The organism is Kitasatospora sp. NPDC096128 (genome assembly GCF_040303105.1).
GTDB lineage: Bacteria > Actinomycetota > Actinomycetes > Streptomycetales > Streptomycetaceae > Kitasatospora.
Genome location: NZ_JBEOSP010000010.1, coordinates 1 through 14,576 on the forward strand (window position 1 = coordinate 1; position 14,576 = coordinate 14,576).

15 protein-coding genes and 2 pseudogenes are annotated in these 14,576 nt (G+C 71.7%); 6 read left to right on the top strand and 11 right to left on the bottom strand.

Going from position 1 to position 14,576, the window contains the following annotated elements; genetic code table 11:
- The 4 genes from ABTY61_RS13585 to ABTY61_RS13600 all read right to left on the bottom strand — a co-directional run.
- On the bottom strand, window positions 1–388 hold a 388-nt coding region (locus tag ABTY61_RS13585; RefSeq protein WP_350505141.1), incomplete at its 3' end, for a methyltransferase domain-containing protein.
- 84 nt (window positions 389–472) lie between these two features.
- On the bottom strand, window positions 473–628 hold the full coding sequence (locus tag ABTY61_RS13590; RefSeq protein WP_350505142.1) for a hypothetical protein: 156 nt from the start codon (window positions 626–628) through the stop codon (window positions 473–475).
- On the bottom strand, window positions 616–876 hold the full coding sequence (locus tag ABTY61_RS13595; protein WP_350505143.1) for a hypothetical protein: 261 nt from the start codon (window positions 874–876) through the stop codon (window positions 616–618). Before ABTY61_RS13595 ends, ABTY61_RS13590 begins: the two co-directional genes overlap by 13 nt.
- Window positions 873–1,241 carry an ATP-binding protein gene (locus tag ABTY61_RS13600; RefSeq protein WP_350505144.1) on the bottom strand — a complete coding sequence of 123 codons (369 nt, stop codon included), beginning with the start codon at window positions 1,239–1,241 and terminating at the stop codon, window positions 873–875. Before ABTY61_RS13600 ends, ABTY61_RS13595 begins: the two co-directional genes overlap by 4 nt.
- Window positions 1,242–1,411: 170 nt before the next feature.
- Between ABTY61_RS13600 and ABTY61_RS13605 the strand changes: the two genes are divergently transcribed.
- On the top strand, window positions 1,412–2,365 hold the full coding sequence (locus ABTY61_RS13605; protein ID WP_350505145.1) for a helix-turn-helix domain-containing protein: 954 nt from the start codon (window positions 1,412–1,414) through the stop codon (window positions 2,363–2,365).
- The gene (locus ABTY61_RS13610) at window positions 2,362–2,586 is read left to right on the top strand and encodes a DUF397 domain-containing protein (RefSeq protein WP_350505146.1); all 225 of its coding nucleotides are present in this window, start codon (window positions 2,362–2,364) and stop codon (window positions 2,584–2,586) included. Before ABTY61_RS13605 ends, ABTY61_RS13610 begins: the two co-directional genes overlap by 4 nt.
- A gap of 50 nt (window positions 2,587–2,636) precedes the next feature.
- Here ABTY61_RS13610 and ABTY61_RS13615 read toward each other — a convergent pair whose 3' ends face one another.
- Entirely contained in the window at window positions 2,637–2,945 is a 309-nt protein-coding gene (locus tag ABTY61_RS13615) for a cupin domain-containing protein (RefSeq protein ID WP_350505147.1), read from the bottom strand.
- A gap of 71 nt (window positions 2,946–3,016) precedes the next feature.
- Between ABTY61_RS13615 and ABTY61_RS13620 the strand changes: the two genes are divergently transcribed.
- Both ABTY61_RS13620 and ABTY61_RS13625 read left to right on the top strand, forming a co-directional pair.
- Window positions 3,017–3,832: a hypothetical protein gene (locus ABTY61_RS13620; RefSeq protein ID WP_350505148.1), complete on the top strand. Its 816-nt coding sequence runs from the start codon at window positions 3,017–3,019 to the stop codon at window positions 3,830–3,832.
- 48 nt (window positions 3,833–3,880) lie between these two features.
- Window positions 3,881–4,651 carry a GNAT family N-acetyltransferase gene (locus tag ABTY61_RS13625; protein WP_350505149.1) on the top strand — a complete coding sequence of 257 codons (771 nt, stop codon included), beginning with the start codon at window positions 3,881–3,883 and terminating at the stop codon, window positions 4,649–4,651.
- 7 nt (window positions 4,652–4,658) lie between these two features.
- On the opposite strand, the gene ABTY61_RS13630 is transcribed toward ABTY61_RS13625, so the two are convergent.
- The 6 genes and pseudogenes from ABTY61_RS13630 to ABTY61_RS13655 all read right to left on the bottom strand — a co-directional run bounded on the left by ABTY61_RS13630 (window position 4,659) and on the right by ABTY61_RS13655 (window position 10,659).
- Window positions 4,659–5,558 (bottom strand): aminoglycoside phosphotransferase family protein, encoded by a 900-nt coding sequence (locus tag ABTY61_RS13630; RefSeq protein WP_350505150.1) that lies wholly within the window; start codon window positions 5,556–5,558, stop codon window positions 4,659–4,661.
- 302 nt (window positions 5,559–5,860) lie between these two features.
- The gene (locus ABTY61_RS13635) at window positions 5,861–6,526 is read right to left on the bottom strand and encodes an HAD family hydrolase (RefSeq protein WP_350505151.1); all 666 of its coding nucleotides are present in this window, start codon (window positions 6,524–6,526) and stop codon (window positions 5,861–5,863) included.
- 422 nt (window positions 6,527–6,948) lie between these two features.
- Window positions 6,949–7,677 (bottom strand): annotated as a pseudogene (locus tag ABTY61_RS13640) (Ig domain-containing protein); the annotation flags it as partial.
- 201 nt (window positions 7,678–7,878) lie between these two features.
- Window positions 7,879–8,496 (bottom strand): annotated as a pseudogene (locus ABTY61_RS13645) (trypsin-like peptidase domain-containing protein); the annotation flags it as partial.
- A 186-nt stretch (window positions 8,497–8,682) separates the two neighbouring features.
- The gene (locus ABTY61_RS13650; RefSeq protein ID WP_350505152.1) at window positions 8,683–9,606 is read right to left on the bottom strand and encodes a hypothetical protein; all 924 of its coding nucleotides are present in this window, start codon (window positions 9,604–9,606) and stop codon (window positions 8,683–8,685) included.
- A gap of 120 nt (window positions 9,607–9,726) precedes the next feature.
- Entirely contained in the window at window positions 9,727–10,659 is a 933-nt protein-coding gene (locus ABTY61_RS13655; RefSeq protein ID WP_350505153.1) for a hypothetical protein, read from the bottom strand.
- Between the two features lie 162 nt (window positions 10,660–10,821).
- Here ABTY61_RS13655 and ABTY61_RS13660 point away from each other — a divergent pair, with 162 nt between their 5' ends.
- Entirely contained in the window at window positions 10,822–11,943 is a 1,122-nt protein-coding gene (locus tag ABTY61_RS13660; protein ID WP_350505154.1) for an alpha/beta hydrolase, read from the top strand.
- 140 nt (window positions 11,944–12,083) lie between these two features.
- Window positions 12,084–14,483 carry a glycosyltransferase family 39 protein gene (locus ABTY61_RS13665; RefSeq protein ID WP_350505155.1) on the top strand — a complete coding sequence of 800 codons (2,400 nt, stop codon included), beginning with the start codon at window positions 12,084–12,086 and terminating at the stop codon, window positions 14,481–14,483.
- Window positions 14,484–14,576: the final 93 nt, after the last annotated feature.

Genomic DNA, 14,576 nt, shown 5'->3' on the forward strand with positions numbered 1-14,576 from the left:
GGAGGACCCGCTCGCACCGGACCACGTCCAACTCGCCGTCCGGCAGCGGCAGGGCGAGGGCATCGCCGTCGAGGAAGCGGGCCGGACTGCCGGCCTCGGCGGCGCGCCGCTCCGCGACGGCGCGCAGGCCGGGGTTCGGTTCGAGGCCGGTAGCGGTGCCGTCCGGGCCGACCGCTGCCGCGAGCACTTGGGTCTCCGAACCGGTGCCGGAGCCGATGTCCAGCGCCCGCTCGCCGGGGCGCGCGGCCAGGTGCGCGTGCGCCCACTCCCGCAGCCGCCGCACGCCGGGGTTCGCCGCCTGGACGTCCAGCACGGTGACCAGCCAGTCGGTGATCGCCGGATCGGCGTTGGGCGCGTGGAAGGCCGAGCTGGGGTGCGGGTCGGTCATGGCCGTCAGTGTAGGAGCGGCCGGGCTCGGTAGAGGGGAAGCCGCCCGGCGGGTCCGACCGGGCGGCGCGGGTTTCAGTGGGGGTCAGGCCACCGGTTGGCGGTCGTGGGTGGGAGGCGGGGCGGGAGTGACGTCGTCCGGGCGGTGGGGCATCCGCAGGACGGCGACCGCGCCGAGGCCGACGACGGCGATGGCGAGGATCAGGAGGGAGAGGAGGGCGAGGCCGATCAGGAGTCGCACGGGGTGTCGTCCTCGGTCGTGTCGTGGTCGTGAGAGCGGAGGAGGGCGAGGAGGTTGAGCACGGTACTGGCCGGGGCGTTGCCGAAGCGGACGAGGACACGGCCGTCCACGACGCTGTCGGCGCCGGCGGAGGGCCAGAGAAGGCCAAACTTGCGGCCGCGCTCGGCGAGTTCGGCGAGCAGATAGGTGACTTCGAGTTCGGTGTACGTGCGCATCAGCGGGTCGGCCGGCTCGATCGGGGCGCTCACGCGGCGGCGTCCAGCTCGAACCAGACGGATTTCCCGGTCTTGCGGGACTCCGTGCCGAAACGGTGGGTGAGCGAGCGCACGAGGTGCAGACCCCGGCCGGAGAGGGCGAACGGGTCGGAGCCGTTGCGCGGGGCGGGCAGGACGGGGCTCCCGTCGCTGACCGAGACGCGGAGGATGTCGTTCAGGAGGACGACCACCACGATGGGCGCCGCACTGCCGCCGTGGCGCCAGGCGTTGACGAAGAGTTCAAGGAGCGCGAGCTCGGCGTCGGCGACCAGGTCGGGCTTCCGCCCGGCGCGCGAGGCGGCCTCGCGCAACTCCTCGCGCGGGGCCGACCAGTCAGGGGGGAGTTCGAGGGAGAACACGAAGATACCTCCGTGGGGCGAAGTGGATCATTCATCGCCGCATACCGGCAGGTACGCCTCAGGCAACGGCGAGATCACAGGCCGCCGCATACACACTGCATGCGGCTGGCTACGCTCAGCATGGGGTCTATGTGACACACGACGCAACTCCTTCGCCAGAACTTGCATATATGCAAATCGAACCTGAATTCGGCGGTCAGCACTACCAGTTGTTGGTAGCGCTGGTGCCCTTCACGCAGGCAGACTGGTCAACTGACAGCTCAGGAGGGGACAACATGGCAGTCTCGACCGTGCGCCGGCGGAGGCTCGGCGGCATGCTGCGGAAGCTCCGTGAGGAACGGAAGCTCACCGCAGAGGTGGTCGCAGAGGCCACCGGCATGAGCCAGCCCAAACTCACTCGGATCGAGACAGCTCACACCGCAGCCAAGATCGAGGACGTCAACAAACTCCTCGACTACTACGGATGCGACGACGAGGACTTCCGGGCCGGACTGATCGCCATCACCAAAGACGGCAGCAAGCGAGGATGGTGGCTGAGCTACCGAGATGTCCTCCACGCAACCGCCACGGATCTGATCCTGCTGGAATCGGATGCTTCGACGCTGCGGACCTACGAGCCAGCCTTCATTCCTGGACTCTTCCAAACTCCCGAGTACGCCAGGGTCGTCATCGACCGGCTTCGAACCGAGTCCGGCGGAACAGTCGAAGACATGGTTCAGGTCCGGATGGCACGGCAGTCGATCCTTACCCGACCAAATCCGGTCCAGGTCTGGGCTGTCATCCATGAGACGGCACTGTGCTCGAACGCCAACCGCCCCGACATCATGTCGGCCCAGCTGGACAAGCTGATCTCGTTGAGCCGCCTACCCAACGTCAACATCCAGGTCATGCCGGCAGGAGCAGCTGTTCACCCCGGAATGGCAGGTGCCTTCGCCCTGCTCGGCTTTCCCCAACGTGCGGACCTGGACGTCGTCCTCGCAGAAGGCTTGATCAGCAGCCTGTGGGTTGAGCACCCAACCGACGTGGAGATCTACCGAGCGAAGTTTCAGGAGATCACGGCTGAGGCCCTGCCAGTCGACTCATCGCTCGATTTCATCACCGCACAGAGAGACAAAGTCAAGTGACCTACTACTACCCCGACGCTTCCGCCACTGGGCTCGCCTTCCGGAAGTCAAGCTACAGCGGGGGTAACGACAACTGCGTTGAGTTCGCGCTTCTTCCCAAGTCGGTAGCGATCCGCGACAGCAAGGACCCTTCCGGCCCTGCCCTGGCCTTCGACCGAGCGGCGCACGAGGCCTTCATCACGGCCGTCTCCGCCGGGGAGTTCGACCTCGGTCTCCTCTGAGCGCCCACGAGAGCGGTGCCTCGCCCCCTACCCGGGCGAGGCACCGCCCCTCACTCCCCCTCCCCGACCTCAACGATCAGCAGGGTTCCCCGACTGCCCGCGCGCACGGCGTGCCGGGTGCCCGCCGGAATCAGGCACAGTTCGCCGGCGCCGACCGTCAGCTCCTCACCGCCCAACTCCAGCTCCAAGGCGCCGTCGGCGACCACCAGCACCTCCGCCGTCGCGTGCACCTCCTCCTCCAGCTCCCGGCCGTCCATCCGCAGCACCTTCACCGCTGCCGTCCCGACCTCGCCCAGCACCACCGACCGCCAGGCATCCGGCAGTTGGGCCGCCCGTTCGCTCACATCCACCAAGCTCATGACCAGGGACGCTACCGGCGCCGGCCCGCAATTTGGTTGACCGTTCGGCAAAACCTGCCAGGATCGCCGGGGTGAACGCTCGCGCGCTGTACGAGGCGCTCCTCGACACCGACGGCCCCTACCCGGACGTCATCGACCCCTGGCTCGACCAGGCCGCCACCGCCGACTACCGCGCCCGCCTCCACCTCACCGCCACCCCTGACACCCGCTGGTGGACCGAGGACAAGGACCTCCTCCAGGAGCTCTACGCCCTCAGCCGGGTCAGCGACCACCTCCTCCTCGACCCCCGACTCCCGCCCTACCTCCGCCTCTTCACCGCCCTCGGCATGACGCCCGTCGCCGAACAGCCCGCCTTCGACCCGTTCCTGCACGAGATCACCGAGGTCGAGCAGGCCGAGGACCCGGACTCCCCCATCGAGATCCTCGACGTCCGCCACCCCGGCCTGATGCTCGGCGAGCTGCTGTTCAGCCGCGCCGGAGTCCGGGTCCGGGCCGGCGCCGCACACGCGGAACGCGGGGTGGCCGACCGCTGGCCGCTCTTCTGGACGCACCGCCGTGCCCACCGCCCCACCCGTGACCTCTCCCAGGGCTGGGGCAACAACTCCCAGTGGCGCACCGACTTCCGCGTCGACTACCGCACCGCCGACGGTGACCTGCTCAACGTCGCCGAGGACGCCCCGATCGACGGCAACCCCGACCTCGACCCGAACGCCTACGGCAACCTCGGGCCGGACGAGCGGCTGCTCACCCCCGCCGAGCGCCGCGAACTCCTCCGCAACCGCACCTTCCTGCGCACCCCCGCGACCCCCGCCGCCTCGCCCGCCTGGGCGGGTGAGCTGTGGCCCTTCGAGTGGCGACTGCCGGACGGGATCGATGAGTCCGGATGAGTGCTGGATCACTGCACATGATCACACCGGTCTGATGGGCTACCGCACATGGAAGAACTCATACGCCTCGCCGACGTCGAGCAAGCCGCAGCCGGCGACGGGCACCTGCTGTGGGCAGCCCAGGGGCGGCACGACGGCCGGCTGGGCCCGGGTGTACGGGCCTGGCGACACGGAACGGCCCTTGCGGTGGCGAGCCCCGACCTCTCCGCCCGGGACCGGCTGGCGGTCAAGGGCAGTGCCGATGACGCCGCACACCTGGTACGGCACGTGCTGGCCGAGGTCGGACCGACCTACCGCCCCGTCGGCCAGGCGTCGTTGATCGAAGCGCTGGCCGGCGCGATCCCCGGCCTGTCACTGTTCCCCGAGTTCTACTGGATGGAGACCTCGGCCGTCCCCGACCCGCCCTCCGTCGGGGTGGAATGGCTGGACGACGTACGGGTGAAGGAGGCGGCCTCGCTGTTCGACCGCTTCTTCCCCGACTCCTTCGCCCAGCCGGACGACGGCGGCACCCACCGCTGGGCCGGCGTCGTCGACTCCCTCACCAGCGGCACCCCGCCGGAGCCCCTGGCCGTCGCGGCCGACGTCTGGTCGGCGGCCGGTTGCGGCTTCCTGGCCGGCGTGTGCACCCACCCCGACGCCCGCGGGCGCGGGCTGGCCGGGGCCGTCTGCGGCTTCGTCCTCGGGGAGCTGGTCCACCGGCACGGACGTGCTGCCCTCATGGTGCACGGTGGGAATCAGTCGGCCATCGCCGTCTACGAGCGCCTGGGCATGAGCAAGCACCCCCTGGCGGGAGCCCAGGTCGTCGTCACCCCGTCGTAGCAGCCCGTCAGGCCTGCCGGCCGTGGTCGGCGAGCAGCTCGCCGACCACGTGCCGGGCGGTGCGCACCATCCTGGGGTTGGTGTCGCGGTAGTAGTCCAGCTCCATCAGCGCCACGGACAGCGCCCAGCCCCTCCCCCGCTCCCAGGCCGCGTCATCGGCGCCGACGGCCGTCCGGAAGAAGTCACGGGCCGAGGTCGGGAGCACGTACCAGGCGGGGAGCAGGTCCACGGCCGGGTCGCCGAGGCCCGCACAGCCGAAGTCGATGACGGCGCCGAGCCGGCCGTGCCCGTCGACCAGCAGGTTGCCGGGCTGGAGGTCGGCGTGGATCCAGACCGGCGGACCGGGGTGCTCCGCTGCCGCAAGTCCCTTCTCCCAGAGGGCGGTTACCGCCGGAGTGTCCACCACATCCGCCAACGCCGCGATCGCCCGCCGGACCGCCCCGTCCCGCGCCGCCAACGTCTCGCTGCGGTAGGAAGCCGGGGCACCCGCCGGGTCGACCCGGCGCATCGCGGCCACGAACACGGCCAAGTCGGCTGCCAGCAGGCCGGGTTGGCCGACCTCCCCGGCCACCGGGTTGGCCCCGTCCAGCCAGCGCAGCACCGACCACCCCCACGGGCAGCCGTCGAGCGGCTCGCCCAGGGCCAACGGAACCGGCACGGCGACGGGGAGTCCGGGGGCCAGGCGGCGCAGCCAGGTGTACTCCTTGCCGATGTCCTCGGCCGCCCCCGGGATGCGTGGGATCCGCACCACCAGCTCGGCACCCAGCCGGTACATCGCGTTGCTGGTCCCGGCCGAGTCCACCAGCTCCACCGGCAGGGCGGCCCATTGCGGGAACTGCGCGGCCACCATCCGGCGGACCAGCGCCTCGTCGAGGTCCAGTTCGTCTGCGTGCATCTTGTCGGGCATGGCGTCCGACCCTGCCAGCGGGCGCCGGGCCCGGCAAGCGAATTACCAGGGCACGACCCGCCCCAGATGGTCCACGAGGTGCAGACCGCCCTTGCCCCGGTGCCGCTCTCCTCCACGCGGCCCTCGCCGTCCGTCACCGCGCTGAGGCGCCCTGGAGCCGGGGTACTGCGCGACCGACCTCAACGGACACAGCGGCCACGCCACCGCCGAGGGGGGCGGCCGCCGGATCGCCCGCCAGCTCGACGAGGCCCGGCCGGGCCGGCCGGCCGGTACTTCCACTGCTTCCACGCCGAGGCCGGCGACTACCCCCGGTAGGCCGCGATCAGGGCCGGCAGCTCACGCATGTCCCTGAACACCACCGTGCCCGGCCCGGCCAGCCGCTCCGCCGCCGTGACGCCGCCCGCGTAGCCGAGCGCCCGCATGCCGGCGGCGCGGGCGGCCTGCACGCCGGGCCCGCTGTCCTCGACCACCACACAGGCGGCCGGATCGACGCCCATGCTCCGCGCGGCGTGCAGGAACAGGTCGGGCGCGGGCTTGCCGCGCCCGACCTCGGTGGCGCTGAAGATCCGACCCTCGAACCGCCCGTAGAGCCCGGTCCGGCCCAGCGTGTGCCGCATCTTCTCGTGAGTGCCGCTGGACGCCACGCACATCGCCGGCCCGAGCGCCCCCAGGGCGTCCAGCGCCTCCGGCAGCCCGTCCACCGGCGTCAGCCCGGCGTCCACGGCCTCGGCGTGCAGCTCGCGGAAGCGCTTGTCGAACAGCGTCGCGGCCTCCTCCCCGAACCGCTCCGCGACCATCGCGTGGTTGGCCGCCTCGGAGCGCCCGACGAACCGCTCGACCACCTCGGCCCCGGTGAGCGGCCAGCCGAGCTCGGCCGTCAGCTGCGCCACCACCCGGACGGCGATCACCTCGCTGTCCACCAGGACGCCGTCGCAGTCGAATATCACCAGGTCTATCGGTCCGATCATCCGCTCAGCATAGAGGCGGGCCGGAACGGTCAGGAGAGGCATGCCCCGACCCGGGAACGCTGTCCGGCAGATGTACAGGATTCAAGCACGGACAGCTCGCCACCGCGGCCTTGGCGGTCTTCAACAGGATGTCGAGGACCGCCCGGTGACTCCTGTCCGGCACCGGGACCGTGAAGCGCGTCCTGGAACACCTTGCGCTCGAAATCCGGATCGCTCACTCGTCCCCACCTCAAACCCTGTGGCCGCGGACCGACTCATGTGAGTCGGCGCGCGGCGGATCGCCACGCCGACGAATCCCCTCCCGTTCGACGTCGGTCGGCAGCCCAACCATCGGCGCGCGTGGCGCAAGGAAGTCGAGTGAAATCTGAGGGACCGCCAGGGCCCGGCGGCCGATGCCGCCGGGCCCTTCCCTCAGCCCGGGGTCAGCTGGTCTGGATGGAGGTGTCGTCGATCACGAAGCTGGTCTGCAGCGAGGAGTCCTCGGTGCCGGTGAACTTCAGGGTGACGCTCTGGCCCGCGTAGGCGGAGAGGTCGAAGGTGCGCTGCTGGTAGCCGGCCGCGGCGTCCACGTTGGAGTAGGTCTTCAGCGTGGTGCCGTTCACCGACACGGTCAGCTTGTCGTACGCCGTGGTGCCGGTCTCGGCGGTGTCGATGTGCAGCCAGAAGCTCAGCGTCGCCTTGCAGCCCGCCGGGATGGAGACCGTCTGGGACAGCGTGTCGGTGTGGGTGCTGCCGTAGCCGTCCAGGTAGGCCTTCCAGCTGCCGCTGTGGGCCGGCTCGGAGGAACCGTTGTCGATCACACCGCTGGTGGCCGTCCACGGCGCCGCCGTGCCGGTCTCGAAGCCCTGGTTGCCCAGCAGCTGGGCCGGGGTGCAGGAGCCGCCGCCACCGCCGGTGACCGTCCAGGCGAAGCTGGTGGTGCCGGACTTGCCGGCCGAGTCCTTCACCGTGACGGTCACGTTGGAGCTGCCGATGGTGGAGACGGTGCCGGAGATCAGGCCGGTGGAGGAGTTGATCGACAGGCCGGCCGGCAGCCCGGTGGCCGAGTAGGACAGCGGGGCCGTCCCGCCCGAGGCGTTGACCTGGAGGCTGACCGCGCCGCCCAGGGTGGTGGACTGGTCACCGGGGCTGCTCACCGAGACGCCGGCGCCGGCCGGCTTGGTGAGCAGGCAGCCGGGCACGGTGAGGTCGATGGCCCGGGCGGAGTTGAGGCAGGTGGTGAACCAGTAGGTCTCCTCGCCGTAGCTCTGGCCCTTGAAGGCCTTGGTGGAGCCGTCGGCGGCGACCTCGCAGGGGTTGTCGAGGGTGCACATGTCGCCGTTGTCGTTGCCGGTGTTGTTGATGCCGACGATCCGCCCGCTCGCGGAGTCGATGATCGGCGAGCCGGAGGTGCCGTGGGTGGTGTTGCAGCCGGAGCTGTAGCGCAGCGAGTCGTGCCAGGTCCACTGGTCCTCGCGCAGGGTGGGCACGAACCCGTTGACGGAGCAGTTCCAGACCTGCTTCCAGTACGAGGACGGGATGTACATCGAGGAGCCGTCGACCGGGTGGGCGTCGTTGACGGTCAGGGCGGTGACGCCGTACCGGGAGCTGATCGAGCCGTAGGTGTCGGTGAGTTCGTAGAGGGCGACGTCGGTGCCGGTCATCGTCGCGTAGATCACCTGGTCGGCCTGGACGGTGCCGAGGCTGTTGCCCGCGCCGTCCAGCAGGGTGCCGCTGCGGCTGGCGCTGACGTTCTGGATGACCTGGCCGTACGGGGGCATGCTCGGCAGGCAGTGGCCGTTGGTGAGCATCATGGCCCGGTCGCCCGCCACCGAGGCGGGGAACCGGACCAGCGAGGCCGAGCAGTCGTCCAGGGCGATGGTCGCCGTCAGGTCGGCGGCCTGGACGGCGTGGGCGGGGGCGGCGGCGAAGACCAGCCCGCCCGCTACGACGGCGCCGGTACCGGCCAGCGCGACAAGTCTCTTGAACATGGCTCTCCTTGTGGGGGATCGCGGGTTGCCCGACTGGTCGCCGAGGCCCACGCCCGCACGAAAGTGCCATGGCCACCTCAAGGGGTCAACCGTTCCTGCACAACTCGCCACCCCAGGGGCCGGGTTGTGCCACCGAATGGCAACAACCCGTCCTGGTATGCCCGTTACAAGCGGAATGGCCGAACGCTACGGCTGCGGGGCGGAGTTCACATTCTGGCCCTCGACCTTGGCGTTGCCCTGGCCGTCCTTCGCGTGGACGGTGACCTTCCAGATCGTCCCGCCGCCGTCCGGCGTGAACTCGTGCTTGTCCTGGAACTTGACGAAGTCGCAGTTCTGCGTGAACTGCCGCGCGTCGGGGTCCCAGTCCACCCCGGTGGTGTAGTAGAAGTCGTAGGAGCCGTCCGCGATGCCGGTGACGGTGGCCTGCTGCCCCTTGGCGGCGTACACCGAGGCCACCGCCTTGCCGTCCGCGGCGAGCGTGAAGACCGCGTCCACCGTGAAGTTGTTGGTGACCTCCAGGGTGCCCGTGCCGCCCTTGCCGCCGTCGCGGACCAGGGTGCCGTTCTCCAGGGTCCGCGGCTGGGCCGGCAGCGCCGGCAGCTGCGGAACGGTGGCGGTGGCCGGGAAGCCCGCTTCCTTCAGCTTGCCGAGGGCCGCCGTGACGCCCGCCATCCCCTGCCCCGCGCCGAGCCGGCCCTGGCCCACGGCGAGCGCGCAGAGCTTCTTGCCCTGGACGTCCACGCGGACCGCCGACGCGTCGGTGGCGAGCGCGGTCAGCGCGTTCACCAGGTCGGTGCGCCCCGCCGTCGCCCCGGCGGGCACGGCGGCGGAGTTCAGGTCGCGGACGGCGCGGCCGGTGCTGGACTCGACGGCGCCCAGCGCCCGGTCGAGCTCGCCCATGTCCTTGGCCGCGGACACCTTGCCCAGCCCCGTGCCGACCGGCCCCAGGGCCTGGTCGAGCGACGTGCCGAACGGCGTCGCCGCGGCGGACGGCGTCGCACTCGGCGCGGCCGCACCGCCCCCGCCGCCACCACCACCCGAGCACGCCGCGAGCAACAGCACCGCGCCGACGACCAGACCGGATCTACCCGCGGACCCCGAGAACGTCACAACCCCACCCCACCACTGCCGGACGCGCACCGTCCGCGCGCACACGGGGCGACATGGTGCCGATCATCAACCGTCCTGGTCAAACCGTTTCGGGCGGCCACCCCAGGGCGCCGTCCGGCGCTACAGCTGCGGGAAGGAGTTCGGGTCCACGTCGTTGGTCTTGGCGTTGCCGTCGGCCACCGGCTGCAGGGTGATCGACCAGGACGTCGAGGTGCTGCCGGTCTCGAACGGGAAGTTGTCCTCGAACTTGGTGAACGCACAGCTCTGGGTGAAGGCCTTGGTCGCGGAGTCCCAGTCCGCCCCCTCGGAGACGTAGACGTCGTACGTCCCGTCCTCCACGCCCTCGATGTCGGCCTTCTGCCCCTTGGCCACGAACACCGCGTGCACCGTCTTGCCGTTCAGCGCCAGCGAGACGACAGCGTCCTTCTTCGTACCGTTGTCGACCTTGAACACGCCGTCGCCGCGCAGCTTGCCCTTGCTGACCATCGTGCCGTTGTCCAGCGAGCGGGACTGCTGCTTGGGCAGCTGGGGTGCGGCGAAGGCGGTCGAGTAGCCGGCCGCCGTCAGCTTGCCGAGGGCCGCGGACACCTCCGCCAGCCCCTGCGAGGCGCCCAGTTCGGCCCCGGCCGAACTCAGGGCGCAGACGCCGTGGGACTTGATGTCACTGCGGACCGTCGTCGCGTCCTTGGCCAGCAGCCTCAGCGCGGCCACCAGCGCGGTCTGGTCCGTGGCGACCGCGGCCGGCTGGTTCGCCCGGCCCAGGGTGGTGGCGGCCGTCTGCGCACTGCTGGAGACGGCGGTGAGCGCGGTGCCGAACTCGTTGAGGTCCTTGGCCCCCGCCGCCTGGGCGAGCGCGGTGCCGACCGGGTCGATGCTCGCGCTGAGCACCGGGCCGTACGGCGTCGGCGTGGGCGTCGGCGTGACCTTGGGCGCGCTCACGCCCCCTCCCGTACCGGTGGACGAGGCGTCGGTCGAACCGCCCCCGCCGCCCGAACAGGCCGCGAGCAGCAGCACCGAACAGACGGCCAGACCGGCCTTGCCGATGGACTTCATGACCCCACCCCCAATGTCACCCGGCGCACACGATGCGCGTACACCGCGCGACATGGTCCCGGGCACGAACCACCCCGGTCAACCCGTTTCGGGCGAGCACCCCGAACGGGCCGTCCCCGCCCGCCCGTCGGGGTCGATGCCGGGGTCAACTACGATCGGCTCGTGCTCAGCCTCACCGGACTCCCCCTCCAGCTCATCACCTCGGTCATCGCGATCCTGGTCTTCGCCGCCACCATGTGGTTCTGGCCGAAGTTCGGCGGCAAGGGCTGGAAGTCCTGGCTGGGCCGGATCGGCGCCTTCCTGGCCACCCAGCTCTCGGTGCTGGCCGCCATGGGCCTGATCGCCAACAGCTACTTCGGCTTCTACAGCTCCTGGACCGACCTGCTCGGCACCAGCGGCGGCCTCGGCACGGTGGTCGACCACCAGCCGAACGCCTCCGGGGTCTCCGTCACCGGCGAGCAGAAGTTCTACTCGTCCCAGGGCTCGGAGCCGGACCGCTCCGGGCTGATCCAGAAGGTCGACGTCAAAGGGGCCGGCACCGGCCTGAGCACCGAGGCGTACGTCTACCTGCCGCCGCAGTACTTCCAGCCGGGCTTCGCCAAGCAGCGCTTCCCGATGGCCGTGGTGCTGACCGGCTACCCGGGCACCCCGGAGAAGCTGATCTCGCTGATGCAGTACCCGGCGTCCACCCTCGACGCCATCGAGCAGAAGAAGCTGCCGCCGACCATCCTGGTGATGACCCGCCCCACCCTCGTCGACAACCGCGACACCGAGTGCGTCGACGTGCCGAACGGCCCCCAGGTCGAGACCTTCTTCACCAGCGACCTGCCCAAGGCCCTCGCCACCACCTACCGGATCGGCACCGACCCCGCCAACCGGGCCGTGATCGGCAACTCCACCGGCGGCTACTGCGCGCTCAAGTTCGCCCTGCGCAAGCCCGACTCCTACCCGGCCGCGGTCGCACTCTCCGGCTACTACAGCGCCGCCCACGACCCGACCACCGGCGACCTGTTCGGCGGCGACGACAAGCTCAAGCAGGAGAACGACCTGCTGTGGCGGCTCAAGAACCAGCCGGCCGCCCCGGTCTCGCTGCTGCTGACCACCGCGAACGACGAGAACAACTACGACGAGACCAAGGCCATGGTCGCCGCCTTCAAGGCCCCTACCAGGATGTCCACGATCACCCTGGACACCGCCGGCCACAACTTCCACACCTGGACCCGGGAGATCCCCCCGGCCCTGGAGTGGCTGGGCAAGCACATCACCATGCCGGCCGCGGCCTGAGCCACCGCCCACCGCTCGATGCCCAGGACCGGATGAGGAGCGCCTGAACCCGTTGCCGCACGGGTGGGACCGGGCAGATCACACCCGTCTCACAGCCGCGTCTCACGGTTCTCTCAGCCACGCCACGCACGGTATGGCGCATGACCACGAGCAGCTACTCCTCTCCGGCCGGCGATCCGTGGCCCGAGGCCGCGAACTACCCGCCACCGGAGGCGCCGCGGCCGGACCCGGCGCCGCTCTTCCCCGAGCAGCCCCTGCCGCCCGTCGGGCCGAAGGGCCCGGCCTCCTGGTCCGGACGGCTGCGCACCCTCCCGGCCCGCGCCTGGCGCGGGCGCGCGGACGACCCGCGCTGGGTGCGCCCGGCCCTGCTGGCGCTGCTGGCCGCGACCGTCGTCCTCTACCTGTGGGGCCTGGGCGCCTCCGGCTGGGCCAACGCCTTCTACTCGGCGGCCGTCCAGGCCGGCAGCCAGAGCTGGAAGGCCTTCTTCTTCGGCTCCTCCGACGCCGGCAACTTCATCACCGTCGACAAGCCCCCGGCGTCCCTGTGGCCGATGGCGCTGTCGGTGCGGCTCTTCGGCCTCTCCTCCTGGTCGATCCTGGCCCCGCAGGCGCTGATGGGCGCGGCCACCGTGGGCGCGCTGTACGCGACGGTGCGCCGCCGCTTCTCCCCGCTCGGCGGTCTGCTGGCCGGCGCCGCGCTGGCGCTCACGCCGGTCGCGGCGCTGATGTTCCGGTTCAACAACCCGGACGCGCTGCTGGTGCTGCTGCTCACCCTGTCCGCGTACGGGATGGTGCGGGCGGTCGAGACCGCGAGCACCAAGTGGCTGCTGTTCACCGGTGCGATGTTCGGCTTCGCCTTCCTCACCAAGACGCTGGCGGCCTTCCTGATCCTGCCCGCGTTCGCGGTGATCTACCTGGTCGTGGCGCCCACCGGGTTCTGGCGGCGGCTGCGGCAGACCCTGCTCGCGGGCGTGGCCCTGGTGGTCGCCGGCGGCTGGTGGGTGGCGGTCGTGGAGCTGCTGCCCGCCTCGGCCCGCCCGTACGTCGGCGGCTCGCAGGACGACAGCTTCCTGTCGCTGACCTTCGGCTACAACGGCCTGGGCCGGGTCGACGGCAACGAGCGCGGCAGCGTGGGCGGCGGCGGCCGGCTCCCGGCCGGGCTCGACCTGCCGGGCGGCGCCGCGGGGCACAACCGGGGCTGGGGCCAGACCGGCATCACCCGGCTGTTCGGCAGCGACATCGGCGGGCAGATCGCCTGGCTGCTGCCGGCGGCGCTGATCCTGCTGGTGGTCGGGCTGTGGGCGACCCGCCGCTACGCCCGTCCGGACACGGCCCGCGCGGCCTTCCTGGTCTGGGGCGGCTGGCTGGTCTCCACCGCGCTGATCTTCAGCTTCATGTCCGGGATCTTCCACCAGTACTACACGGTGGCGCTGGCCCCGGCCGTCGCGGCCTTGGTCGGCATGGGCGTGGACGGGCTCTGGCGGGCGCGGCACCGGCTGCCGTACGCGCTGGCGCTGGCGGGCGTGCTCGCGGTGACGGCCGGGTGGGCGTTCGTCCTGCTCGGGCGCAGCTCCGACTTCCTGCCGTGGCTGCGCTGGGCGGTGCTGGTCGGCGGGCTGGCCGCGGCGGCCGCGCTGGTCGCCGGGCAGTTCGCGGGCAAGGTCTCCGGGCGGCTCGGCGCGCGGATCGCCTCGGTGGCGGGCCTGGTCGGCCTGGCGGCGGCGCTCGGCGGTCCGGCGGCGTACGCGGTGGACACCGTGGACACCGCGCACAACGGCTCGATCATCACGGCCGGGCCGTCGGTGAAGGGCGCGGGCGGCCCCGGCGCCTTCGGGCGCAAGGGCGGAATGGGCGGCAAGGGCGCGGCGGGCAACGGCCGGATGTTCGGCCAGGGCGGCCAGGGGTTCCCCGGCGGCTTCCCGGGCGGCTTCCAGGGCGGCTTCCAGGGCGGTCAGGGCTTCCCCGGTGGTCAGGGCGGCCAGGGCGGCTCCGGCAGGGGCGCCGGCGGCACCGGCGGCCACCATGAGCGCGGCGGGAACGGCACCGGCGGTGCCACCGGCGTGCCCGGCTTCCCCGGTTTCCCCGGCGGCCAGGACCCGGAGGGCGCGGGCGCCGGCGGCCCCGGCGGCTTCGGCGGCATGGGCGGCCTGCTCGGCGGCACCAAGGTGAGCGACGAGGCGAAGGCCCTGCTCTCACAGGACGCCGGCCAGTACACCTGGGCGGCCGCCACCACCGGTTCGCAGAACGCCGCGAGCTACCAACTCGCCACCGGCAAGCCGGTGATGGCCCTCGGCGGCTTCAACGGCACGGACCCCTCGCTCAGCCTGGCGGGCTTCCAGAAGTACGTCCAGGAGGGCAAGGTGCACTGGTTCATCGGCGGCGGCTCGCACCGCGGCTTCGGCGGCGGCGCGGGCGGTGAGGGCGCCGAGGGCGGCCAGCAGACCGAGGCGGCGCAGATCGAGGCCTGGGTGACCAGCCACTTCACCGTCAAGACGGTCGGTGGCGCCACCTTCTACGACCTGACGGCCCCGAAGGCCTGATCCCGGTCGACCGACCGCGCCCGGCCCGATCGGCCTGAGCCGCCGGACGGGCTCCGACCCGGGCTCCGACCCGGGCTCCGACCCGGGCTCCGG